Origin of the sequence: Streptomyces sp. NPDC088194 (genome assembly GCF_040702025.1) — a bacterium.
Classification (GTDB): domain Bacteria; phylum Actinomycetota; class Actinomycetes; order Streptomycetales; family Streptomycetaceae; genus Actinacidiphila.
This window is the reverse complement of record NZ_JBFBIV010000011.1, coordinates 126,626-148,631: the sequence shown is the minus strand read 5'-3', so window position 1 is coordinate 148,631 and position 22,006 is coordinate 126,626. Positions and strand designations below refer to the sequence as shown.

16 protein-coding genes and 1 pseudogene are annotated in these 22,006 nt (G+C 74.9%); 5 read left to right on the top strand and 12 right to left on the bottom strand.

The window, feature by feature from the left end; all coding sequences use genetic code 11:
- Positions 1-148 precede the first annotated feature (148 nt).
- Positions 149-2,470, top strand: a complete 2,322-nt coding sequence (locus AB0399_RS08810) for a glycoside hydrolase family 31 protein (RefSeq protein WP_366410751.1) — start codon at positions 149-151, stop codon at positions 2,468-2,470.
- On the opposite strand, the gene AB0399_RS08805 is transcribed toward AB0399_RS08810, so the two are convergent.
- The 4 genes from AB0399_RS08805 to AB0399_RS08790 form a co-directional block, all read right to left on the bottom strand.
- The gene (locus AB0399_RS08805; protein ID WP_366410742.1) at positions 2,437-3,132 is read right to left on the bottom strand and encodes an NUDIX domain-containing protein; all 696 of its coding nucleotides are present in this window, start codon (positions 3,130-3,132) and stop codon (positions 2,437-2,439) included. The two genes, AB0399_RS08810 and AB0399_RS08805, sit on opposite strands and share 34 nt — an antisense overlap.
- A gap of 9 nt (positions 3,133-3,141) precedes the next feature.
- Entirely contained in the window at positions 3,142-4,392 is a 1,251-nt protein-coding gene (locus AB0399_RS08800; RefSeq protein ID WP_366410741.1) for an adenylosuccinate synthetase, read from the bottom strand.
- A gap of 155 nt (positions 4,393-4,547) precedes the next feature.
- Positions 4,548-5,465 (bottom strand): hypothetical protein, encoded by a 918-nt coding sequence (locus tag AB0399_RS08795; protein WP_366410740.1) that lies wholly within the window; start codon positions 5,463-5,465, stop codon positions 4,548-4,550.
- 141 nt (positions 5,466-5,606) lie between these two features.
- Positions 5,607-5,981 carry a hypothetical protein gene (locus AB0399_RS08790; protein ID WP_366410739.1) on the bottom strand — a complete coding sequence of 125 codons (375 nt, stop codon included), beginning with the start codon at positions 5,979-5,981 and terminating at the stop codon, positions 5,607-5,609.
- Between the two features lie 116 nt (positions 5,982-6,097).
- Between AB0399_RS08790 and AB0399_RS08785 the strand changes: the two genes are divergently transcribed.
- Positions 6,098-6,817: a hypothetical protein gene (locus tag AB0399_RS08785; RefSeq protein ID WP_366410738.1), complete on the top strand. Its 720-nt coding sequence runs from the start codon at positions 6,098-6,100 to the stop codon at positions 6,815-6,817.
- Here AB0399_RS08785 and AB0399_RS08780 read toward each other — a convergent pair.
- Complete coding sequence (locus tag AB0399_RS08780; RefSeq protein WP_329373653.1) at positions 6,745-7,608, bottom strand: NUDIX domain-containing protein; 864 nt, start codon at positions 7,606-7,608, stop codon at positions 6,745-6,747. The two genes, AB0399_RS08785 and AB0399_RS08780, sit on opposite strands and share 73 nt — an antisense overlap.
- Before the next feature lie 183 nt (positions 7,609-7,791).
- Here AB0399_RS08780 and AB0399_RS08775 point away from each other — a divergent pair, with 183 nt between their 5' ends.
- Entirely contained in the window at positions 7,792-8,229 is a 438-nt protein-coding gene (locus AB0399_RS08775; RefSeq protein WP_366410737.1) for a DUF962 domain-containing protein, read from the top strand.
- A gap of 97 nt (positions 8,230-8,326) precedes the next feature.
- On the opposite strand, the gene AB0399_RS08770 is transcribed toward AB0399_RS08775, so the two are convergent.
- From AB0399_RS08770 to AB0399_RS08755, 4 genes are all read right to left on the bottom strand, one after another.
- Positions 8,327-8,929 carry an ATP/GTP-binding protein gene (locus tag AB0399_RS08770; RefSeq protein WP_329362253.1) on the bottom strand — a complete coding sequence of 201 codons (603 nt, stop codon included), beginning with the start codon at positions 8,927-8,929 and terminating at the stop codon, positions 8,327-8,329.
- Between the two features lie 178 nt (positions 8,930-9,107).
- Positions 9,108-9,527, bottom strand: coding sequence for a DUF742 domain-containing protein (locus AB0399_RS08765; RefSeq protein WP_329362255.1), 420 nt, complete (start codon positions 9,525-9,527; stop codon positions 9,108-9,110).
- A gap of 33 nt (positions 9,528-9,560) precedes the next feature.
- Positions 9,561-9,983 (bottom strand): roadblock/LC7 domain-containing protein, encoded by a 423-nt coding sequence (locus tag AB0399_RS08760; protein WP_328472455.1) that lies wholly within the window; start codon positions 9,981-9,983, stop codon positions 9,561-9,563.
- A complete protein-coding gene (locus AB0399_RS08755) occupies positions 9,980-12,808 on the bottom strand; it encodes a nitrate- and nitrite sensing domain-containing protein (RefSeq protein ID WP_366410736.1) in 2,829 nt (942 codons plus the stop codon). Before AB0399_RS08755 ends, AB0399_RS08760 begins: the two co-directional genes overlap by 4 nt.
- A 240-nt stretch (positions 12,809-13,048) precedes the next feature.
- Here AB0399_RS08755 and AB0399_RS08750 point away from each other — a divergent pair.
- A pseudogene (locus AB0399_RS08750) lies at positions 13,049-13,420 on the top strand (hypothetical protein); the annotation flags it as partial.
- 24 nt (positions 13,421-13,444) lie between these two features.
- Here the strand turns inward: AB0399_RS08750 and AB0399_RS08745 are convergent.
- The 3 genes from AB0399_RS08745 to AB0399_RS08735 all read right to left on the bottom strand — a co-directional run bounded on the left by AB0399_RS08745 (position 13,445) and on the right by AB0399_RS08735 (position 20,953).
- The gene (locus AB0399_RS08745) at positions 13,445-18,199 is read right to left on the bottom strand and encodes a hypothetical protein (RefSeq protein WP_366410735.1); all 4,755 of its coding nucleotides are present in this window, start codon (positions 18,197-18,199) and stop codon (positions 13,445-13,447) included.
- 210 nt (positions 18,200-18,409) lie between these two features.
- Positions 18,410-19,237 (bottom strand): hypothetical protein, encoded by an 828-nt coding sequence (locus AB0399_RS08740; protein ID WP_366410750.1) that lies wholly within the window; start codon positions 19,235-19,237, stop codon positions 18,410-18,412.
- A 243-nt stretch (positions 19,238-19,480) separates the two neighbouring features.
- Positions 19,481-20,953, bottom strand: coding sequence for a hypothetical protein (locus AB0399_RS08735; protein ID WP_329373657.1), 1,473 nt, complete (start codon positions 20,951-20,953; stop codon positions 19,481-19,483).
- 212 nt (positions 20,954-21,165) lie between these two features.
- Between AB0399_RS08735 and AB0399_RS08730 the strand changes: the two genes are divergently transcribed.
- Positions 21,166-21,942 (top strand): 5-oxoprolinase subunit PxpA, encoded by a 777-nt coding sequence (locus AB0399_RS08730; RefSeq protein ID WP_366410749.1) that lies wholly within the window; start codon positions 21,166-21,168, stop codon positions 21,940-21,942.
- The last annotated feature ends 64 nt before the right edge of the window (positions 21,943-22,006 follow it).

Genomic DNA, 22,006 nt, shown 5'->3' with positions numbered 1-22,006 from the left:
GTTCCCGGGCCGGTGGGAGGGTGGGGGCATGGACGCTGGGTATCTGCTGGGCGCGGTGTGGGGGGAGGTCGTCGGCGAGGTGCGGGGCCTGCGGGCGGCGCTGCGACGGCAGCGGGCGGAGGGCGCCGATCTGCTGCGGGCGGCCCGGATGCTGGGCTCGGCGCGGGGGCGGCTCGCGGTGCGCTGGGCGGTGCGGCGGCGGGCGCTGGATGCCAGGGACCTGCCCGTGCCGGGCCCGGAGCGGGCGCGTACGCCGGGAGAGGTGGTGGGGGCGGACCCGGAGCCGGGCGGCGGCGTGGTGCGGTTCGCGCGGGCGGAGTTGCGGGTGCGGGTGGCGGTGGGCGGCGCGGTCTTCTGCGGCTGGGACGGCGCCGGGCCACTGCCGTCGTATGCCCTGGCCGGCGACTGCCCGCCGGCCGACCCGCGGGCGGTGCTGGAGCCGGACGGCGCGGGCTGGCGGGTGGTGTCCGAGCGGATCACGGTGCGGATCTCGCAGCGGGGGGTGGTGGACTTCCGTACGCCGGGCGGGCTGCTGCTGCGCTCGGAGGGGCCGCCGTCGTGGCGGGTCCCGGCGGCCGGGCAGGGGGACGGCCGGGCGCCGCGCTGGGAGCAGCGGGCGCGGTTGCCGGCCGACGCGCGGGTGTTCGGCATGGGCGGGCGGGCGGCGGGTCCGGTGCTGCGCACCGGCCGGTACCGGCTGTGGAACACCGATCCGGGTGGGGCGTTCGGGCCGGGCGACGACCCGCTGTACATCACCATGCCGGTGCAGCTCGTGGTCGCGGACGCGGGCTGCCATCTGGCTTTCCACGACAACACGTGGGACGGCGAGGTCGCGCTGTGGGACGGCCGGGAGGGCGCCGGGTCGGGTCCGGACCAGGCGGGGATCAGCCGGCTGCGGATGGACGGCGGGCAGCTGCGGTACTGGGTGATCGCCGGTACGCCCGCCCGGGTGCTGGCGGGGTGGACGGCGCTGACCGGGCGGCCCGCGCTGCCGCCGCGCTGGGCGCTGGGCCACCAGCATTCTCGGTGGGGGTTCGGCAGCCAGGACGAGGTGCGGCGGGTCGCGGCCGGGTACCGGGAGCGTGCGCTGCCGCTGTCGGTGCTGCATCTGGACATCGACCACTTCGACGGGCACCGGGTCTTCACCGCCGATCCGCGGACCTTCCCCGATCTGCCCGGCCTGGCCAAGGAGTTGGGCGAGCACGGGGTGCGCCTGGTGTCGATCGTGGACCCGGCGGTGAAGGCGGAGCCGGGGCTGGCGGCGTACGACAGCGGGACGGCGGCGGGCGCGTTCGTACGGGACGCGCGGGGGCATGAGGTGCGCGGGGTGGTGTGGCCGGGCGAGGCGGCCTTCCCCGATTTCACCGATCCGGCCGCGCGCGCCTGGTGGGGCGGTCTGTACGAGGAGCGGCTGGCGAAAGGGTTCGCCGGGTTCTGGCACGACATGAACGAGCCGGTGTCCTTCGCGGCGTTCGGTGATCCGACGCTGCCGCTGTCGGCCCGGCACTCGTTGGACGGCCGCGGTGGCGACCACCGCGAGGCGCACAACGTGTACGGCCTGTCGATGGCCCGGGCCGGCTACGAGGGCTTGCGCGAACTGCGGCCGGAGCAGCGGCCGTTCCTCTTCTCCCGCTCGGGCTGGGCGGGGATGCAGCGGTACGGCGGCACCTGGTCGGGGGATGTGGCGACCGGGTGGGAGGGGCTGCGGGCCTCGCTGGCGCTGGTGTTGGGTCTGGGGCTGTGCGGGGTGCCGTATTCCGGGCCGGACGTGGGCGGCTTCACGGGCACGCCGTCGCCGGAGCTGTATCTGCGCTGGTTCCAACTCGGCGCGTACCTGCCGCTGTTCCGCACCCATTCGGCGATCGACGCGGGGCTGCGGGAGCCGTGGGAGTTCGGTCCCGAGGTGTTGGAGCACGCGCGGGCGGCGCTCCGGGAGCGGGGGCGGCTGATGCCGTATCTGGAGACGCTGGCGCACGTCGCGCACCGCACCGGGGCGCCGTATGTGCGGCCGCTGTGGTGGAAGTCGCCGGGCGACCGGGCGTTGCGGGACTGCGAGGACGCCTTCCTGCTCGGGGAGTCGCTGCTGGTGGCGCCGGTGCTCACGGAGGGCGCCACCAGCCGGCAGGTGCGGCTGCCGCGCGGGCTGTGGCACGACACGGCCACCGGCGTGGCCTACCGGGGGCGCTCGACGGTGCGGGTGGAGGCGCCGTTGGGCCGGATTCCGGTGCTGGCCAGGGCCGGGTCGGTGCTGCCGGTGGCCGGGGCCGACGGGGCGGTGCGGCTGGAGGCGTGGGCGCCGCGCCCGGGCCGGGGCGGGGGCGGCGAGGTCGTCGTCGGTGACCCGGAGGGGTGGGCGCCGCCGCGCCGGGAGCACTTCGTGTCGCACTGGAAGGAGGACCAGGTCGTGGTGGAGCGGGAGGGCGGCGGCGAGGTCGGCTACGAGGTGCGGGTGCGGGGGCTGGAGGCGTAGCCGCCGTCGAACCAGCGGCGCACCGCGAGGGTGTGCAGCGGGAAGCCCAACTCCTGAGGTGCGTGCAGGAGTTCGTAGCCCTCGGTCTCGTCGGTCGGTACGGAGGGCGGCAGTTCGCCGACCGGGCGCGGCGGCAGCAGGCCGAAGAGCAGCAGGTAGCCGCCCTCGGTGTCGGTCAGGGCGTCGGCGAGCACCACGTCGGCCGCCCCGGCGACGATTCCGGTCTCCTCCGCCAACTCCCGTGTGGTGGCCTGCTGCCAGGTCTCGCCGAAGTCGATGAAACCGCCGGGCAGCGCGAGCCGGCCGAGCGCGGGCCGGATGGTGCGGCGGATGACGACGAGGCCGGTGCCGTCCGCGTCGTGGACCGGCAGCAGGCACACCGCGACCGGCAGCGGGTTGCGGTAGGCGGTGTGGCCGCAGGCGGGGCAGGTGCGCGGCCAGACCCCGGCGTCGGGGTAGGGCGTTCCGCAGGTGGAGCAGTGCGAGTCGGGGCGGTACGAGCCCGCGCGGGCGGTGTCGGCGGGATCGGGTTCGGTGCGATCGGGTTCGACGTGACCGATGTCGGTGTGACCGGGTCCGACGTGACCGATGTCGGCGTGATCGGGCTCGGTGTACGGGGAGTTGGCGGGCTGGGAGCCGGCGCGCGGGGGGTCGGTGGGCACTCGCGGACCCTATCCGACCCCGGCACCGGTCAGCGTCTGGCGGGCCGGGCCGTACGACTCCATCACCACCGGCGCGCCGAGGAGGGCACTGATCGTGGCGGGCCAGTGCTCGGGGGTCGACCACAACGCGGGGTGCGCGCCGAGCAGTTGCCGGGTGAGCGCGGCCTGGCGGTCGAGGTCGCCGGGCCGGCCGACCGGGAGCCGTTCCACCAACCGGCCCTCGATCGCGTAGCCGTGGCAGATCCGCAGTGCCGGGCAGCGCGGCGGCGCGTCCAGGTGGGTGACGGCCAGCGCGTCCACTCCCCCGCACACCGCGACGGCGTACGCGTGCGCGACCGCGTCGAAGTGCCCGACCCGGAAGGCGCCTTGCCAGCGGCCGTGGCCGTTGTGCGGTTCGGGCAGTGCGGCGGCCAGTTCCGGCTCCTCGGTGACGTGCGGGCCAGGACCGTGCCGGACGGTGTACGTGCGGACCACGCCGATCCGGCGCGCCGCATCCGCCGCGCCGGCCTCGGCGAGCAGCGTCTCGGCGTTGGCGAAGGTGGTGGTCGACCAGGTGGTGTACGGGTGGAAGCCGTGCCACTCGTCGAGCAGGACGCCCTGGGCGCCTTCGAAGACGAGCGGGCCGGAGCGGACCAGGCGGCGCAGGTGGGTCTCGTCGGTGAGGGCCACCGCGTCGGCGAACGCGGCGAACGCGGCCGCGCAGTCCTCGACCGGCGGCGCGGGCAGCGGCCCGAGCTCGTCGGTGAGGCGGTCGCGCAGCAGGCGCAACGTGCGCAGCAGCCGCGGCCGGGAGGCGCAGTCGCCCACGGTCGGTGCGTCGGCCGGGTGCGCCAGGGCGTAGCGGGCGGTCTCCCCCACACCCATGCCGCACGAGCCGTGCCGGTCCGCGCCGCGGGCCTGCTCGCGCAGCCGGTTGGCGGCTGCGTGGTACGGCGTGACGAGGCGCGCCGCGCGGTCCACGGTGAGCAGGCCGTACGGCGCCGGGACGCCCAGGGCGCGGAGGTGGTCGGCCTCCGCGGCCAGGGCGAGCGGGTCGACGGACATGAAGCGGGACAGGTGGGTGGGGGTGCCGTGGAAGGTGCCGGCGCCGAACTGGGCGAAGGTGTGGTGGCGGCCGTCGGCGGTCACCACGTTGTGGGCGGCCTGCGGGCCGCCGTTGAACCGTACGACGGCGGTGACGGTCCGCTCCTGGCACAGGCGCGCGACGACGGCGCCCTTGCCGGCGTCGCCGTAGCCGAGGTCGACGACCGTGGTGTGCACGGGGAACTCCTTTCGTTGCCGGGCCGCAGGTACGCGCGCCGGGGTACCGGGTCGCCGGGGTGACCGTCTGTCCTGATCCGGCCTCGCACCGGCCCCGACCTGCCCCACCCCGCCCGCCGTACGGGCGGCAGGCGAGCAGGCGGGGCGCGCAGGCGTCAGCGCGTCAGGGGGGTGAGGGCCCGGGCCACCGAGGGGCCCACGGTGGAGCCGACCTCGGCCAGGTCCGCGAGGCCCGCGGCGAGGTCGATGGCCTCCTCGCCGAGGCCGACGGTGAGCGCGATGGTCTCGCAGACGGCGTCGAGGTCGTCCAGCTCGATCACGTTCTGGCCCAGCAGGCGGCGCCAGAGGGTGAGGACCTCGGAGTTGCCGGCGTGCGAGGCGCCGGCCGGGAGGATGTAGAAGACGTGGAACTTGCGGCGCAGTTCGGCGAGGATCTCGGGCAGCGGGATGTCCTCCTGGACGGGGTCGCCGAGCACGTCGCGGATCTCGCGGGCCTTCACCTTGCCGTAGGGCATCTCGTCGCCGATGAGGAAGAGGTAGCCGCGGCGGCCCCGCTTCTCGTGGCAGTCCAGGGAGGTGTGCCGGGCCATGGCGTAGAGGGCGAGTTCGTAGGACTCGGTCATCTGGCCGCCGCCTCCGCCTTCGAGGAGGATGTTGCCGAGCTGCTCGTCCATCCGGTTGTCGGACTCGAACTGGCCGAGCTGGAGCGGCACTCGGTCGCAGGTGGCGTCTCCGACGCCGCCGAAGAGGATCTGCGGGTGCTCGGTGTAGCCCTTGCGCAGCAGCAGTCCGAAGAGTTCGGGCAGCTTGGTCTGGAGGACCCGCGGGACGCCGCCCATCGAACCGGTGACGTCGAAGAGCACGGAGATGGCGAGCGAGGTGGGGTGCTCGGCGGAGTCGCGGCTCTCGCGGGTGCTGAGGCCGTGCGGGTCGAGCGAGGGGTGCGCGGTCCAACTCGACCGCGGTGCGCTGTGCTTGACGCGGTCGCTGTAGGCGAAGGCGCTGGCGCCGGAGGCCGAACGGTAGCGCTCGGCGGCGTCGTAGACGTTGGTGGACCAGCTTCCGCTGCCCATGGTGTTCCCCCTGGTGAAGTGGTGGTGTGTGGCGGGTGGTGGCCGACCGGTGCGTCGCATGGCACCGCGCGGCCGGGTGAACGACCGTGCTCGGTCGGTCAGTTGGCGGGCACGGCCGGGTGCACGGCCGTGCCCGGTCGGTCAGTTGGCGGTCGGCATCGTGAACGGGCGGAAGGTGCGGGGCCCGTAGAGCCGGTCGAGGAGGTCGTCGAGTTCGGCGAGCAGCTGCCAGGCGTCCTGCGGACGGGAGTTCTGGCCGGGCAGGGTGCAGCCGCGCAGGAAGGCGCGCATCGGGCCCGGGGCGCGGGGGCCGACCAGGCGGCGTACGCAGAGCGAGGCGAGGTGGATGTCGGTGGCCGGAGAGGCGGGTTCGTGCTGCCGCGCCTCGGGCGGGTAGTCGTCGGCATGGTGGTGGATGAGGACGGGTACGTCGGTGCCGACAGCGGTGGCGTAGCACCAGTCGACCAGTACCAGACCGTGCAACTCGGGGTGGATGAGGACGTGTTCGGGGAACACCGCGCCGTGCACCAGCCCGGCGCGCCGTGCACCAGCCCGGCGCGGTGGGCCCAGCCCAGCGCGGTGAGCAGGCGGCGCCACATCCAGGCGGCGTCGCGCGGGTCGAGCCCGCCGGGGTGGGCGGCCGCGACGGCGGCGAGGCTGTGGAAGCCGGTGAGCGGCGCGAGCGCGTTGACCAGGCGCTCGGTGCTGTCGTCGGCGCGGTGCCGGAAGCTCTCCACGAGAGTGGGCGCGTAGGCGCGGTGCCGGCGTTCGCCGACGGTGTGGAGACGGGTCAGGACGTCGGCCTCGTGCTCGGCGAGGTCGTTGTCGCGCGGCTGCCGCGGGATCTTCAGGACGGCGGTGCGACGCTCGCCGTCGTGGTCGTAGCGGGCGGTGTGCAGGTCGGCAAGGTCGCCGGCGGCCAGCAGCGGGCCGAGTACGTAGCGGTACCGGGGGCCGGTGAGGATCTGCCGGTCGTGGTCGTGCCAGGCGGCGGTGAGCCGGGCGAACGCGGCGGTGGCCTGCGCGGTGCGGCCGGGCGGTGCGGTGTCCGGGTGGAGCAGCCGGGCCAGCCGGCGGAAGCGGCTCGCGGCCTGTGCGGGGTCGGCGGGGAAAGCGGTGCCGCCGCTGTCGAGTACGGCCAGAGCCTCGTCGAAGGTGCGCGGTTCGGGCCGGTCGTCCGCTGCCGGGTGCCGGTCGGCTTGTGGGTGTGGGTGTGGGTGCCCGCCCGGTCCGGCGGCGGCAGCCGCACGGCCGGGGACGGTACGCGCGTCGGCGGCGCTCATCGTATGTCCGCCTCACGGTCCGGCCGCAGCAGCGCGGGGTGCAGCAGCTTGGCGTCGCCGGCCCGGTAGAGGCGGGCGCGGGGACCGCCGCGGCTGCCGGGGCGGGTGTCGGTCTGCCCGGTGGACTCCACGAAGCCGGGCACGGACAGCACCTTGCGGTGGAAGTTGCCGGCGTGCAGCGGGGCGCCCCACACCGTCTCGTAGACCGCGCGCAACTCGCTGATGGTGAAGGTCTCGGCGAGGAACGCGGTCGCCAGCGGCGTGTACTCGATCTTGCCGCGGGCCCGCTCCAGGGCGTCGGCGAGGATGAGCGCGTGGTCGAAGGCGAGCACGGCCTCGCCGGGTGCCGAAGGAACGGGTCGGCGACCGGTACCACCCCCGTGGGTTCCGGTCAGCCGACCCTGCTCGAAGGGACGCCGAGCTGCCGTTTCCGGTTGCCCGGCGGGGGCGACCGCCGCCACCGGGAGCCAGTCGGCGCCGGCCGCGTCGCCGCCCGCCTGGGCGTCGGGCAGGCCCGGCGCGAAGGCGAGGTAGGCGATCGAGACGACGTGCATGCGCGGGTCGCGGTCCGGGTGGCCGTACGAACCGAGCTGTTCGAGGTGGACCCGGCCGAGCGTGGTGGCGTCCAGGCCGGTCTCCTCGGCGAGTTCGCGGGCCGCGGCCGCGTCGAGCGACTCCTTCCCGGCCCGTACGAACCCGCCGGGCAGCGCCCAGGCGCCGGCGAACGGCGGTCCGCCGCGCTCGATCGCGAGGACGTGCAGCCGGCCCTGACGCAGGGTCAGCACGACCACGTCGACGGTCACCGCGATCGGGTCGAACGCGCGCGGGTCGTAGTCGGCGAGGAAGTCCCGCTCCCGCAGCTCCTGCTCGTCACTGTGGTCATGCTGCGCCGCGTCCACCACAGCCCCCTCCATCCTCCGCTTGCCGGCCGCATCGAGCCGCCCGTACCGTCCCGAGTCATTCTCACTATGAGTACTTCTCGATATGAGAAGAACATAGCACGGACCCCTGACAAGGTCCAGGCCCGGCGCTACTGTGCGGTAATGACGAAGCAGACCTACGGCTCCTTCGAGGAGTTCTGGCCCTACTACGTGGCGATGCACTCCAAGGCGGCGACCCGCTGGGTGCATCTCGTCGGCTCGCTGACCGGACTCGCGGTCAGCGGCTACGGCCTGGCCCGCGGGCGGGCGCGATACGCCGCCGCGCTCCCGCTGATCGGCTACGGGACCGCGTGGCCCGCGCACTTCCTGATCGAGGGGAACAACCCGGCGACCTTCGGGCACCCGGCGTGGTCGCTGCGCGGCGACGTGAAGATGATCACCACGATGCTCGCGGGACGGGACGCGGAACTCGCCGCGACCGCGGCGAAGTGGCTCGCGGAGCACGGGAGTTCGGCGCCGCAGGAGGGGGCCGCCGCCGGCGCGGACACGGCGGAGGGCACGGACACGGCGGAGGGCACGGACGGCCCCGCACGTACGTGAGCCGCCGGCCAACACACGACCGACGGCTCACGGTGCACGGTTCACGGACAACGGGTCACGACTGACGTGCCGTCAACCACGTTTCAGGCGAAAGCAGTTACCCGGCACTCCGCCGCGCCGCCATGTTCGCGGCGTGCTCGACCACGCTGATCAGGACGTTCTTCGCCGAGTCGCGCTCGCGCGCGTCGCACAGCACCACCGGCACGCCCGCATCGATGTCGAGCGCCTCACGGACGTGCTGCGGGTCGTGCAACTCGGCGCCATCGAAGCAGTTGACGGCCACCGCGAAGGGGATGCCGCGCTGCTCGAAGTAGTCGACGGCGGCGAAGCAGTCGGCCAGCCGCCGGGTGTCGGCGAGCACCACCGCGCCGAGCGCGCCCTGCGCCAACTCGTCCCACAGGAACCAGAACCGGTCCTGACCGGGTGTGCCGAACAGGTAGAGCACCAGGTTCTCGCGCAGCGTGATCCGGCCGAAGTCCATGGCGACCGTGGTGGTCCGCTTGCCCTCGACCCCGACCGTGCTGTCGACCGGGCGGCCGACCTCGCTCAACGACTCCTCGGTGCGCAGCGGGCGGATCTCGCTGACCGCGCCGACCAGCGTGGTCTTGCCCGCGCCGAAACCGCCGGCCACCAGCAGCTTGAGCGCCACCGGCTCTTTGGCGGGCTGCTCGGGACGACGTTCGGTGCGCACGGCGGCCATGGTCTCTTCTCTACTTCCCTACCGGGGCGGGCGAGGGGACGCCCGCGGGTGGCGTACTCACAACTCACGTGTCACACAGGTTACTTGCCCTGGTGACGGTTTCTGCCGCAGCGCGTCGGCGGGCGCGGTGACGGCGGTGGCGGGGACTGCTCGGACCGGGATCGGGCCTGGTCCGGCGCTACAAGGCGCGCAGGCCATTGATCACCTCGCGCAGGATGCTCACATCGGGCAACTCGGCCGGCGGCACCGGCTTGTGAATGTGCACATGCGCGGCTTCCACCAGGTCGCCGACCAACACCCGGACCACGCCCACCGGAAGGTCGAGGTCGGCCGCCAACTCGGCGACGGAGATGGCCTGGTACTGGCAGCGCTCGATGATGTCGAGGTGCTCGGGCGACAGGGTGTGGTCGTCGATCGGGTCCCCGTCGCCGGGCGCCCGCTCGGTGATCACCAGGGCGATCAGGTCGATTCTGGCCTTCGCGGCATGGCTGGTACGGCCCCGTGTCATCGCGTAGGGCCGTACCACCGGTCCGGCAGCGTCGTCGTACCACTGCTCCGATGACGACGGTTCAGATGTTTCGGACGACTCAGAAGTCATGCCCTGTCACCCCGTAGATTCAGCACATCGCGGTCAGCCGCTGAGCGCCGCGCCGCCGCCGTGCCGCGGTGCGCTGCTCAGATGTACCCCTACCCGCTTGACCAGCAGGGCCATCTCGTACGCGACCTGGCCGACGTCGGAGTCCGCGTCGCTGAGCACCGCCAGGCAACTGCCGTCGCCCGCCGCGGTGACGAAGAGGAACGCCTCGTCGAGTTCCACGATGGTCTGCCGGACCCGGCCGGCTTCGAAGTGCCGCCCGACTCCCTTCGCCAGGCTGTGGAAGCCGGAGGCGACGGCGGCGAGGTGCTCGGAGTCCTCGCGGGTGAGCCCGTCGGACGCGCCGATGGACAGGCCGTCCCCGGAGAGCACCAGCGCCTTGCGGATGCTGGCCACGCGGGTGACCAGATCGTCAAGGAGCCAGCTCAGCTCGCGTGTCGGGCTGGATGGTGCCGTCATCGGCCGTACTCCTCAGGTGTCGTTCGCGTTACGGAGGTCGAGGTGTCGTCGTCGGACCCGGGTGCCGGGTCCGACTCGGCGGCCCGGCCGCGCTGCCAGCCGCGCTGGAGTGACGCCATCCGGTCGCGCACTTCGTCGGCGGACCGTTCGCGCACGGCAGGCTCTTCCGTACGGCGGCCGGTCTGCGTCGGGTCGCTCCGCAACTGCGGCGCGAGGTTCGCCTGCCGGACCCGGCGCGGAAGTACGGTGCCGCCGCCCGGCGCGGCACCGGGCGCAGGGGCCGAACCGGCCGCGGGGGCAGCGGTGTTGCCGGCCGCGGGAGCGGGGGCGGGCGCGGGAGCAGGCGTGGGTGCCGGTGCTGGTGGGGACGCGGGCGCGGCGTGCCGGGCGGAGGTGCGGCGGGTCGGCAGCGGCTCGGCGCCGCCCACCGGCGGCACGGCCTGCACCGGCGGGCCCGGCTGGCGGGGCGGCTGGGGTGCGGTGTTCCAGGGCCTGCGGGCTTCCTGCCCCTCGCCGCGCTCCTGGCCCCGCTCCGGCTGCTCGGTCTGCGCGGCCTGCGCTGCCGGAACGTCCGGTGCCCCCGGTGTGGCCGGTTCGGCGGGCTGTGCCGGCTGTTCGGGCTCGGCGCGGTCCGCGGGCTGCGGTGGCTCGCCGACCGGGCGGCCGTGGTCGGTGACCAGCACCGGTGCGGTGCGCCGCCTGCGGCGGGGCAGGCCGAACGGCCCGCCCGGCTCCGGCTCTGCCGCGGGCTGCGGGAGGGGCTGCGGGAGGGGTTGCGGGGCGGGCGGTTCCTCGACGTGGGCGACGTGCTCCTTGTGGGGCTCGCCGCCGGCGCCGTCCAGGCCCCACTGCCGGAAGGTGTGCTCGGTGTCGCCGGCGGGCGTCAGGTCGTCCGCGAGGTCCAGACGGGTCGCGCCGGTGTCGACATCGCCGCTCTCGCTGAGCAGCGCTGCCGGCACCAGCACCACCGCGGTCGTGCCGCCGTACGGCGACTGGCGCAGCGAGACGCGGACGCTGTGCCGCTGGGCGAGCCGGCTGACCACGAACAGGCCGAGCCGGTCGGTGTCGGACAGCTCGAACTCGGGGGTCTCGGCGAGCCGCAGGTTCGCTTCGAGCAGGGCGTCCGGGGTCAGGCCGAGACCGCGGTCGTCGATCTCCAGCACGAAGCCGTTGGCGACCGGCTCGCCGTGCAGCCGTACTTGGGTGTGCGGGGGCGAGAACACCGCGGCGTTCTCGATGAGTTCGGCGAGCAGGTGGGTGAGGTCGGCGACCGCGGCACCGGCCACGGCCAGCCGCGGCAGCCGGCGGACCTCGATCCGCTCGTAGTCCTCGACTTCGGCGACGGCGGCGCGGACGACGTCCATCAGCTGCACCGGCTTGCGCCACTGCCGGGAGGGGGCCGCGCCGGAGAGGATGACCAGGCCCTCGGCGTGCCGCCGCATGCGGGTGGTCATGTGGTCCAGCCGGAACAGGTCGGCGAGCTCGTCGGGCTGCTCGGTGCGCCGCTCCATCGAGTCCAGCAGCGTGAGTTGGCGGTGCAGCAGCACCTGGCTGCGGCGGGCGAGGTTGACGAAGACGTCGGAGACGCCCTTGCGCATGTCGGCCTGCCGGACCGCCGCCTCGACGGCGGCGCGCTGGAGCACGTTGAGCGCCTGGCCGACCTGGCCGATCTCGTCGTCCGTGTACTGCAGCCGCGGCACCTCGGTCTCGATGTCGACCTGCTCGCCCGAGGCGAGCCGGCGCATCACGCGCGGCAGCCGGGTACCGGACAGCTCCTGCGCCTCGCGGCGCAGCCCGGTCAGGTCGCGGATCAGCCCGCGGCCGATCCGGACCGACACGATCACCGACGCGACCACCGCGATCAGGCCGAGGCCGCCGGCCAGGATCGCCTCCACCACGAGGGAGGTCGCCACGGGCGAGGCCTTCTTGGTGAAGTCCACGACGACCTGCTGGTCCAGCTTGTTGACGCCGGTCACCGCGGTGCCGGCCACCGTCGGCCAGGACTGGTGTGCGGCGACGATCGGCGCGTCGGCCGGGGTGGCGGCCGAGATCGCGTCCTGGGCGGCGCGCAACTGCTTTCCGGGCTCGCTCCGCCAGAACGCGTCGAACCGCGCACGGTCCGCCTTTGCCAACCCGGGGGTGTTGTCGGCGTAGTAGCCGCGTTCCACGGCGACGGCGGAGGTGAAGGCGGTGAGTTCCTGGCGGGTCATATGGCCGGTGCTGATCGCGGCGCCCATCAGGGCGTCCTCGCGGGTGATCTGCTCCTCGGCCCGGATCACTCCGATCCCCGCGGTGCGTTGCGGCTCGACACTGGTGTTGTCGACCAGATAGAGGCTGTCGCAGAACGCGAAAGCCGGTCCCTGGAAGGTGTTGTAACCGGCGTACGTGTCCTCGCGGGAGATGTGCTGGTCGTCCACTCGCCGGCGCAGTTGCGCCAGATCACCGACTCCGGTGAAGAAGTCGTCGAGGTGCTCGCGTGCCGAAGCGTTGAGGTCTTTGCGCATGTGGCCGTCGGTGATGTTGCCCCGCAGCTTCGCAATGGCCGAATCCGTCACCTGGCCCTGCTTCTCGAAGGCGATCCGCGCCTGGGAGTCCCGGGTGTTGGCGACGTACAACAGTGCGGCCTTGCGCTCCTGCTGGAGACTGCCCAGCACGTCCTGCAAGGGATAGAGCACGTTGTTCGCTATTCGCTCGGGATCGGGCCGTCCGAACACCGCTCGGCTCGTGATCGTTGCGGCAAAGACCCAGATGGCGGTGAGGGACACCAGCGGGATCAGCAGCAGCGCCACGATCTTCCGGCGGATCGTCGTACCGCGAAAGCGCATGGCCTCCCCAACGTCTCACCCCGAAACGGGGATCGGTCTGTGGCGTGCAAACGGCGTGAGCCTACTACTGTCACTGTGGTAACTCGAAAGTCCGTCCGGAGGGTTGACCGGGTCTGGCCGGAAAGTGCCACCTGTTCCGGTGCGGGATCGGGCGGAATGCGCACGGACGTTTCGGGGCAGGGACCCCTTATGGAGTTCGAACCCCGATCAATGTGGGAGGACCAGTCCGTACCGACCCCGCGTATGCCCGATCCGGTTCGGGCGGCGGCGGTGCGTGCGGTGCTGATCTCCGCGGTCGCGCTCACGGAGGCGGTGACGACCGTGCTGCTGGCCGTCGGCGACTCCTGGCTGAGCGCTCCGATGACGCTGGCCTCGGTGCTCACCAGTGTCGTCGCGAGCTGGGCGGTGCTCGATGTCTGGGTCACCCGCCAGGTGTGGAACCAGCGCAACGGAGTGGTGTCCAGCCCGAGCAGCGCGGCGCGGGCCCTGCGCAGGGAGCGCCGCCACGAACGCCGGGCGGCGCGGGCCGCCGCGCGACGCGGTGCGGGCCATCGGACGCACATACGCGGCGGACCGCGGCGGAGCCACCTGCCGGGAGCGCATGGAGCCTGAACGCCTACGGGGTTCGAGCATCGGCTACGGGGTTTGAGCCTCTGCGGGGCGGCGGAACATGCGGGTGGCGGTGATCTCGCCGTGCACCTGCTCGCCGCGCGGGTCGGGCACCGGCAGCCCGGGCCGCAGATGTTCCTCGACGCTGATGTACTTCAGGCCCGCCCGCAGGTCCGCGTCATTGCGCAGCCGCACCACCAGCGGGAACTCGGCGAGCGCGGTCGTGTCGAACAGGCCGGTGGTGTAGAGCAGTTGGACGCCGAGCGCGTCGGCGACGGCCCGCTGGAGCTCCAGCAGGTAGGTGGCGTTGGCGCGGCCGATGGGGTTGTCCAGGAAGAGGGTGCCGGCGTGCCGCTGGCGGTCCCGGCCGCGGTCGTTGCTGCGCAGCGCGGCCATCGTGCAGTACAACGCGATGGCGGCGGTGAGGAGTTGGCCGCCGGAGAACACGTCGCCCATCTGCCCGACCGGCACCCGCTCGGCGCGCAGCACCGCGTCGGGCTTGAGGATCTCCACGGCGACCCCGCGCGGCTCCAGGGCCGCGGCGACCCCGCGCAGCAGCAGGGTCATGCCGTCGCGCCGCAGGTCGGAGTTCTTCCGGACGGCGGCGCGGGTGGCCTCGTCGATGACCTCGCCGAGCCGGTCGGTGAGCACGGCGTGGTCGGGGTCCTCGAAGCGGATGCGCAGGAACTCCTGCCCGGACCACTCGCCGAGCCCCTCCGGCAGCCGGGACAGGCGCTGCGCGGAGCGGAGCGTGGCGAGCGAGGACTCGACCAGGCCGCGCAGCCGGTCCACGATGCTGTCCCGGTTGCGCTCCAACTGGCCCAGTTCGTCGGTCAGTACGCGCAGCCGGGGGGCGAACGCCGCGGCCCAGGCGGCGGCGTGCTCGGGCAGCGACGACGCGGGCAGCTCGCGGATCTGCTGCCGGGCGGGGGTGCGGACCTGCTCGTAGCGGACCGCGTTGGCGTGCCGGACCAACACGTCGGAGGCGTCGCGCAGTTGGGTGTCGGCGGTGGACAGGTCGGCGGCGCAGCCGCGCAGGCCCCGCCGGGCCTCGGCCGCGGCGTGCCGGGCCTCCTCCAGGCTGCCGGGGTACGGCTCCGGTTCGTCCTCCTCGGCCGCGGTCTGCGGGCCGTCGCGCAGCAGGTCGCGCAGGAGGGCGGCGGTCTCGTCGAAGCCGCTCGCCGCGTCCTCGGCGGCGCGGTGGGATCGGACGATGTCCGCGTGCGCGGTCCTGGCCTGCTCCACCTCCTCGGTGTGTGTGGCGAGTTCGGCGTTGGCGGCGCGCAGCAGCTGCTGGGCGTGCTCGGCGTCGCGCGGGGTGAGGGCGTCGGGCAGCGCCGCGTGGGCGTCGCCGTCGGCCGGGGCGAGGCGTTCGGCCTCGGCGCGCAGCCGGCCGAGTTGCTCGCTGGCGGTGGACTGGCGTGACTCCAGGGTCTGCACGAGCTGTTCCGCGCGGCCGGCGGCGGCCTGCCGGGACGGCCCGTCGGAGCCGTCGGGGCCTTCGAGGAGCTGGGCGGCGCGGCTGCGGACCTTGTTGCTGAGGCGTTCGAGTTCGGCGAGCGCGGAGTTCTCGGTGCTCTCCGCGCGGGCCTGTTCGGCGCGCAGGTCGGCGCCGACGCCGACCTGTTCGTAGACCTGCGAGGCCGCGCGGTACGCCTCGCGCAGGGCGGGCAGCGAGGAGGCGGACGGCTCGTCGGCGTCGGGCTCGGGGGCGTCCTCGGGGGCACCGGCGATCTCCGCGCGCTCGGCGCGCAGCACCCGTGCGGTGCGGCGGGCGTCGTCGGAGGCGCGCTGGGCGGCCCTGCGATCCTCGTCCGCGGCCCGGGCCCGGTCCAGGCAGGTCTCCGCGCGGGCCTCGGCCTCGGCGGCGTCGGCGGCCAGTTCGCGGGCCCGGCGCTGCCAGTTGGCGCGCTCGCGCAGCCGGTGGGCGAGCCCGGCGAGCTTGTCGGCACGGCGGCGGGCCTGCTCGGCGGCGGCCCGGCGGGCGTCGTGGTCCGCGCCGGCCTCGGCGGCGGCCGCGTCGGCCTCGGCCCGCTCCGCCCGCGCGGCCGACAGCTCGGCGCGGGCTTCCTCCGCGGTGTCCTGGGCGGCGGCGACCTCCGCGCCGAGTTCCGCCAGGCGCCCGGGCGGGCAGGACGCCCGCCAGGACGCGAGGCGCGCGGCGAGCGTACGGTCGTGCGCCAGCCGGGCGGCGAGGGTACGGATCTCCTCCTCGCGGGCGGTGGCGCGTCCGCGCAGCTCGCGGCGCTCGCCGTCGGCGGCCATCTCGTCGTGCATCGCCGGGTTCGGCGGGACCAGGAACACGTCGGGGGCGTGGTCGGCGGCGGGCGGCGGGGCCAGCAGCGCGGCGGCGGTGCCCACGGCGACGGTCGACCGCGGCAGCAGCGCCGCCTGGGCCAGGGCTTCCCTGGCCCGCGCGTACGAGTCCGGGTCGGTCACCACGACCCCGTCGACCAGTTCCGGGCGGGCCGCCATCACGGCGGCGTGGTCGGCCGGGGCGACGGCCTGGGCGAGATACCGCCAGCCGGGCAGCGCGGGGACGCCGTGCTCCGCGAGGTACTCCACGGTGGCCAGGACGTCGGGGCCGGGCGGCAGCAGCCCGCCGTCGCCGAGCGCGCCGAGGATACGGGTGTCGTCGGCGGCGGCCGTGCGCAGCTCGAACATCTGGCGTTCGGCCGCCGCGACGCCGTCCTCCAGCATCTCCCGCAGCGGTTCGGCGAAGCGGTCCAACTCCGCGGCGGTCAGCGGTCCTTCGTGGTGGACGGCTCCGCTGGCGCCGCCGGCTCCTCTGGTTTCCCCGGCTGCCGCGCTGCCGACCGGGCCGCTGGTGCGGGCGGTGCCGGACGTGCCGGACGTGTCGGCGCCCGCGGGCTCCGGCGCGATGGCTGACGCGGTGGGTGCCCCGGTGGGTGACGCGTTGGCCGCCCCGGCGCCCGGGTCGCCAAGGCTCAGCAGGGCGACCGCGCGGGGGTCGGTGGTGAGTGCCGTGGTGGCGTCGAGGGCGGCGCGGTGGGCGGTGGTGGCCGCGGTGAGCGCGTCGGTGGCGCGGGCCGCGGCGAGTTCGGCGCGGGCCTCGGCGGCGGCGGCCTCGCGGGCGCGGGAGGTGGCGGCGGTGGCGGTGTCGGCGGCCGCGCGGGCCAGCTTCTCGGCGGTGCGCTCGGCGTCGGCGGCGGCGAGCGCGGCGCGGGCCGGATCGGCGTCGGGCGCGGTGTCGTCGAGCCACCCGGCCCGCACCGCCTCAGCGGTCTCCTGCTCGACCTCGGCGAGCCGCTGCCCGAGGTGCCCGCTCTCGCTGCGGGCGCGCTGCGCCTCGGTGGCGGCCGCGGTCGCGTCGCGGTGGGCGCCCTCGGCGAGGGTCTGTAGCGTGGCGGAGCGCTCCTCCTCGTCGTCGGCCTGGCGCTCGGCCCGCACCGCGGCACCCTGCAAGGCGCGCACGAGTTCGGCGGCGGCCTGCGTACGGGCGGCGAGCGCGGGCGCCGCGTCGCGCTCGGCGGCGCGGATCGCCTCGGTGACCCTGGCCAGCCGGTCGCCGGCGGCACGGTGCCGCAGCACCGTCTCCGCGGTCTGCCAGGCGGAGTGCAGGGTACGGGCGTCGGTGAGCTCGCGGCGCAGCGCGGCGGCGCCCTTCTCGGCGCCAGCCAGCGCCAGCGAGGCGTGCCGGTAGGCGAGTTCGGCGGCGATCCGGGCGCTGCCGGCCCGGGCCTGCTCGGTGTCGGTGACGGTGTGCGCGGCGTCGGCCATGTCGTGGGCGAGGTCGGCGGCCCGGTCGCGTTCCTGGCGGGCGCGGGCGGCCAGCCGCCGGGTGAGCGCGCGGGTGCGACGCTCGGACTGGGCGTGCACACCGCGGGCCTGGTCGCGTACGGCCGCGGCCTCGACGATCCGGTCCAGCAGGTCGAGCGAGCCGGCGGTGAAGTCGCGCTCGGCGGTGAGTTCCGACCGGCGGCCGAGCTTCCCGGCGAAGCCGTGCACGAGGTCGGCGAGGCCGTCGGTGTCGCGGGTGTCGGTGACCGCGCGCAGCAGCAGGTCGGTGAAGTCGGAGTCCTTCTTGACCGCGAACAGGCCGGCGGCCTCGCCCTCGTCGGCGTTCATCTCGCGCTGGTAGCGGAAGAGTTCGGGGTCCAGGCCGAGGTCACCGAGGTGTTCGTTCCACCGGTCGTGGATCTCCTCCCAGACCACCTCCAGGTGCGGGTACGCCTTGCCGGCCTCGGTGAGGGCGTCGCGGAAGCCCTTCATGGTGCGGCGGCGGCCACGCGCGCCGGACGCGCCCTCGACCGGGGGCCGTACCGTCGTCGACTCGGCGACCGGCAGCGAGTCCAGGCCCAGGCCGGGGCCGGGGCGGAAGGAGTACCACGCCTCGGCGAACCGGCGCGGGTCGGAGGAGACCTGCCGGCCGCGCCACTCGCTGACCTTGCCGACCACGACGAGTTCGCCGGTGAGGGTGTGCTGCCACTCCAGGGCGACGTGGCCGCAGTCCTCGGCGAGCAGGAACTTGCGCAGCACCCCGGAGCTGGCGCCGCCGAGGGTGTTGCGGTGGCCGGGCAGCATCACCGAGAAGATCAGCTTGAGCAGGACGGACTTGCCGCCGCCGTTCTCCAGGAAGAGCACGCCGGCCGGCGCGGGGCGGCGCGGCGGCCCGGTCGGCTCGTCGGCGAAGAAGTCGCCCTGCGCGGGTGCGGGCTGCGGCACGGGCTCGCCGACGCCGCGCAGGTCGAGAACGGTGTCGGCGTAGCGCGCGCCGGCCGGCCCGATCGAGTAGAGGCGCAGTCGGGAGAGCTCGTACATGCGGGGGGCTTTCGTCCTCGGGGCTTCGGCGGGTGGATGCGGGTCGGGGGTGAGTCGGGGGTGGTTCGTGGGTTCGGGGAACGGGTCGGGGGGTTCGGCGGGTGCATGCCGGTCGGGGCTACGAGGTCAGGGCTACGAGTCGGAGTACGGGTCAGGGCTACGGATCGGGGGTTCAGGTGGCGCGGCGGCGGGGGCCGGCCGGGGCACGGGTCAGCTGCCGGCGTGGAAGGGCAGGCCGGCGTCGGCGGCGAGGTCCGCGGCCTCGCCGTCGGCCGCGGCGGGTACGAGGGTGGCGGTGCCGTCGCCCACCGGTACGACACCGAGGTCGAGGAGTTCGGCCATGGCGGCGCTGCCCGCCATGTCGCGGACCTGGAGCTGGTAGCGGGCGGTGGTGCGGTAGGTGCCGCCCGACTCGTCGCCGGTGCGCTGCAGGAAGCCGGAGTCGACCAGGAACGCGACGGCCTTGCCGATGATGCCGGTGGTCGAACTCGCCAGCCGGCGGGCGTCCTTGGTCGCGCCGGTGGCGCTGCGCCGGGTGTAGACCCGCCAGGCCGCCTCCAGGCCGGGCGCGTCGCTGGCCGGGTCGGTGTTCTCGCCGCTCTCGTCGGCGCGCTCCTCCAGCCGGCGGCACGCCTGCCGGACGAAGGCGTCCACGCCGTGCACGGTGATCCGGCCGATGTAGCCGTCGTCGGCCAGGTCCTCGGGGCGGGGGAAGGCGAGGGCGGCCGCGGCGAGGTGGGCGAGGCCGTGCAGGAAGCGGTCGCCGGAGTCGGACGCGGCGCGGCGGGCGTAGTCGCCCATCCGGACCGCGAACACCGAGTCCTCGCCCGCGGCGACGGCCATGCCCGCCCGGGGCGACACCTCCAGCACGATCAGGCCGAGCCCGGCCGCCACGGCGTCGGCGAGCCGGGCGAACGCCGGGTCCTCGCGGTGGCGGCGGATCAGTTCCGCGTACTCCGCGTCGCGGGCCGGGACCAGCTTGGGCTGCAACCCGAACCCGACCAGGCGGGCGGCGTCCGCGACATCGCCGGGCACGATGGGGGACGGGGTGGCCGCCTCGCCGGATTCCCGTGTGTCGTCCTGCCGATCCGTGATCACGTCGTGCGTTCCTCTGGGTGCTGGGGGTGGGCTGGGTGCGGGTGGGCGGGGCCGGTCGGGCGCCCGGAGCCGAAGCCGGGGCCGGGGCCGTTGCGGAAACCGGGGCCGTTGCGGAAACCGGGGCCGGGGCCATCCGCCAGGCCGCGGACGCGGGGGTCGCCGCCCGTCGGACCGACCCGGCGTTCACCCCTCACGGTCGGCACCTCCCGCCAGCAGAGCGGTCCCCAGGATGAGGTCCGCGCCGCCGAACTCCGGGTCGTCGAGCACGGTGCCGTCGTCCACGGCGAAGAGCAGGTGGGGCTCGCCCTGCCGGTGCGCGGTGCCGACCGGCGGGGACGCGGCGTGGATGGCGAGGAGCGCGACCAGGTAGGGCAGGTCGGGGTCCTGGCGGCGGGCCTCGGCGAGCAGCCCCGACAGCCGGCGCGGGGCGTCGTGCGGCAGGTCGAGGAGGGCGAGCGCGGACTCCAGTTGCTCGTCGCTGAACCGGGAGTCGTCGGGGGTGGCGACCAGGTCGGGCTCGGGCATCTCCGCGCCCAGGTGGTCGCGTTCGACCGGCGGGGTGAGCAGGAGGTCGACCAGGTCGGTGACGCGGACGGCGCCGGGGGTGCGCAGGCCGGTGCCGCGGGCGAAGAACGCGTCGGTGACGCGGGACGCCTGCTCGACGGGCAGCGGCAGCAGGGGCGCGACGAGCTGGCCGTACAGGTCGAGTCCGGCGCGGGCGGGCGGCGCGGCGAACGCCTGCCGGTCCTGCTCGGCGCGGAAGAGCGGCCCGGCCTCCAGCAGCCGGGATTGGAGTTGGGTGTGGCGGCGGATGCAGTCCTTGACGATGTCCACCAGTTCGGCGGCGCGCCGCTTGTGCTCGGGCTCCTCCGCTTCGTCGCGCGCCTTGCGGATGTTGGTGAGGATCGCGTTCTCGTGGCGGTAGCGGTCGGCGACGTGGTCGAGGGCCTCGGCGATCATGTCGGGCACCTGGCGCAGCCAGTCGACCGCGCGGACGTTGCGCCGGGTGGCCTCCAGGGTGCGGCGGAGGGTTTCCGCGTACTGCACCGTGCGGTAGCGGGCCTGCTCGGCGGCGAGTTGGGCGTCGGCGAGGCGGCCGCGGCTGATCAGCACCTCCAGCTTGACCTCGGCGGCGATCTGGGCGCTGGTGACGTCGGTGTCGAGGGCGCCGACCAGGACGTTGACCGCCTCGTCGGTGGTGCGCAGGTACACGCTGCCGCCGGGGCCGGCGACCTCCTCGATCAGCTTGAAGTCGTAGTCCCGCCGGATGTACGCGCCGTCCGCGCCGAACGTGCCGTAGACGGCGCGGAATCCGCGGTCGGCACTGCCGACGTTGATGAGGTTCTCCAGCACCCAGCGGGCCACCCGCTCGTGTTCGGCGAGGGTGCGGGTGGGGGCCTGGGCGGCGACGCGGGGCAGCAGTCTGGCCACTATCTGGTCGTGGTCCGCGCCGGTGTCGAAGTCCATGTTGAGGGTGACCAGGTCGATCGCGGCCAGCGCCACCTCGGCCATCGCGTAGACCGAGTACGCGCCGGCGAGGTTCGCCTTGCGGGTGTCGAGGTCGTGCAGCGGCGCGGTGCAGGCGAGCGCGCGCAGCCGGCGGGCCAGCCCTTCGTCGGCCGCCGGGCCCGGCGCGGGGCGCGGCGCACCCGGCAGCGGCTGCGGCGGCGGCTGCCGCGACTGCTGCGGCGGAAGGTGCGGGACGGTCGTGGTCACGCCCCAACATTAGGCGGTGCCACCGACAACGCACGAAACGGCACGGATGCGTACGGGGTGGGCGGTGCCGGGTGGAAGCGGCGGGGAGCTGCCATGATCGTGCCACGGGCATCGGCGGGCCGATGCGAGGCGACGGACCCGGGCGGATCATCATGGCGCAGGACGCGGTGGCGCGAGCGGCGATCGACCTCAACGCCGACCTCGGCGAGGGCTTCGGCCGCTGGCGGCTGACCGACGACGAGGCACTGCTGGCGGTCGTGACGAGCGCCAACGTGGCGTGCGGCTTCCACGCGGGCGACCCGGCGACGATGCGGCGGGTGTGCGATCTGGCCGCCGAGCGCGGGGTGCGGATCGGCGCGCAGGTCTCCTACCGCGACCTGGCGGGCTTCGGGCGGCGCACGATGGACGTGCCGGCGGACGAGCTGGCGGCGGAAGTGGCCTATCAGATCGGCGCGTTGGAGGTGTTCGCGCGGGCGGCGGGCGCGGTGGTGGCGTATGTGAAGCCGCACGGCGCGCTGTACAACCGGGCGGTGCACGACGCGGAGCAGGCCGAAGCGGTGGTGGCGGGCGTACGGCTGGCGGGGGCGCTGCCGGTGCTGGGGCTGCCGGGTTCCCGGCTGCTGGCGGCGGCGGAGCGGGCCGGGCTGGCGGCGGTGCCCGAGGCGTTCGCGGACCGCGCGTACACCGCGGCCGGCACCCTGGTGTCGCGGCGCGAGCCGGGCGCGGTGGTGGAGGACGCGGACGCCGTGGTGGCCCGCTCGGTCGGGCTGGCCCGCGACGGCCGGGTGGCGGCGCTGACCGGGGAGGCGGTCGCGGTCGCGGCGCGGTCCCTGTGCGTGCACGGCGACACCCCCGGCGCGGCCCGGCTGGCGGTGCGGGTGCGCGGCGCGCTGGAGGACGCGGGGCTGCGGGTGGAGGCGTTCGCATGAGCGGGAGTACGGGCGCGGGCGCGCATACGGATACGGGCTCGGGTTCGGGCTCGGATACGGGCGG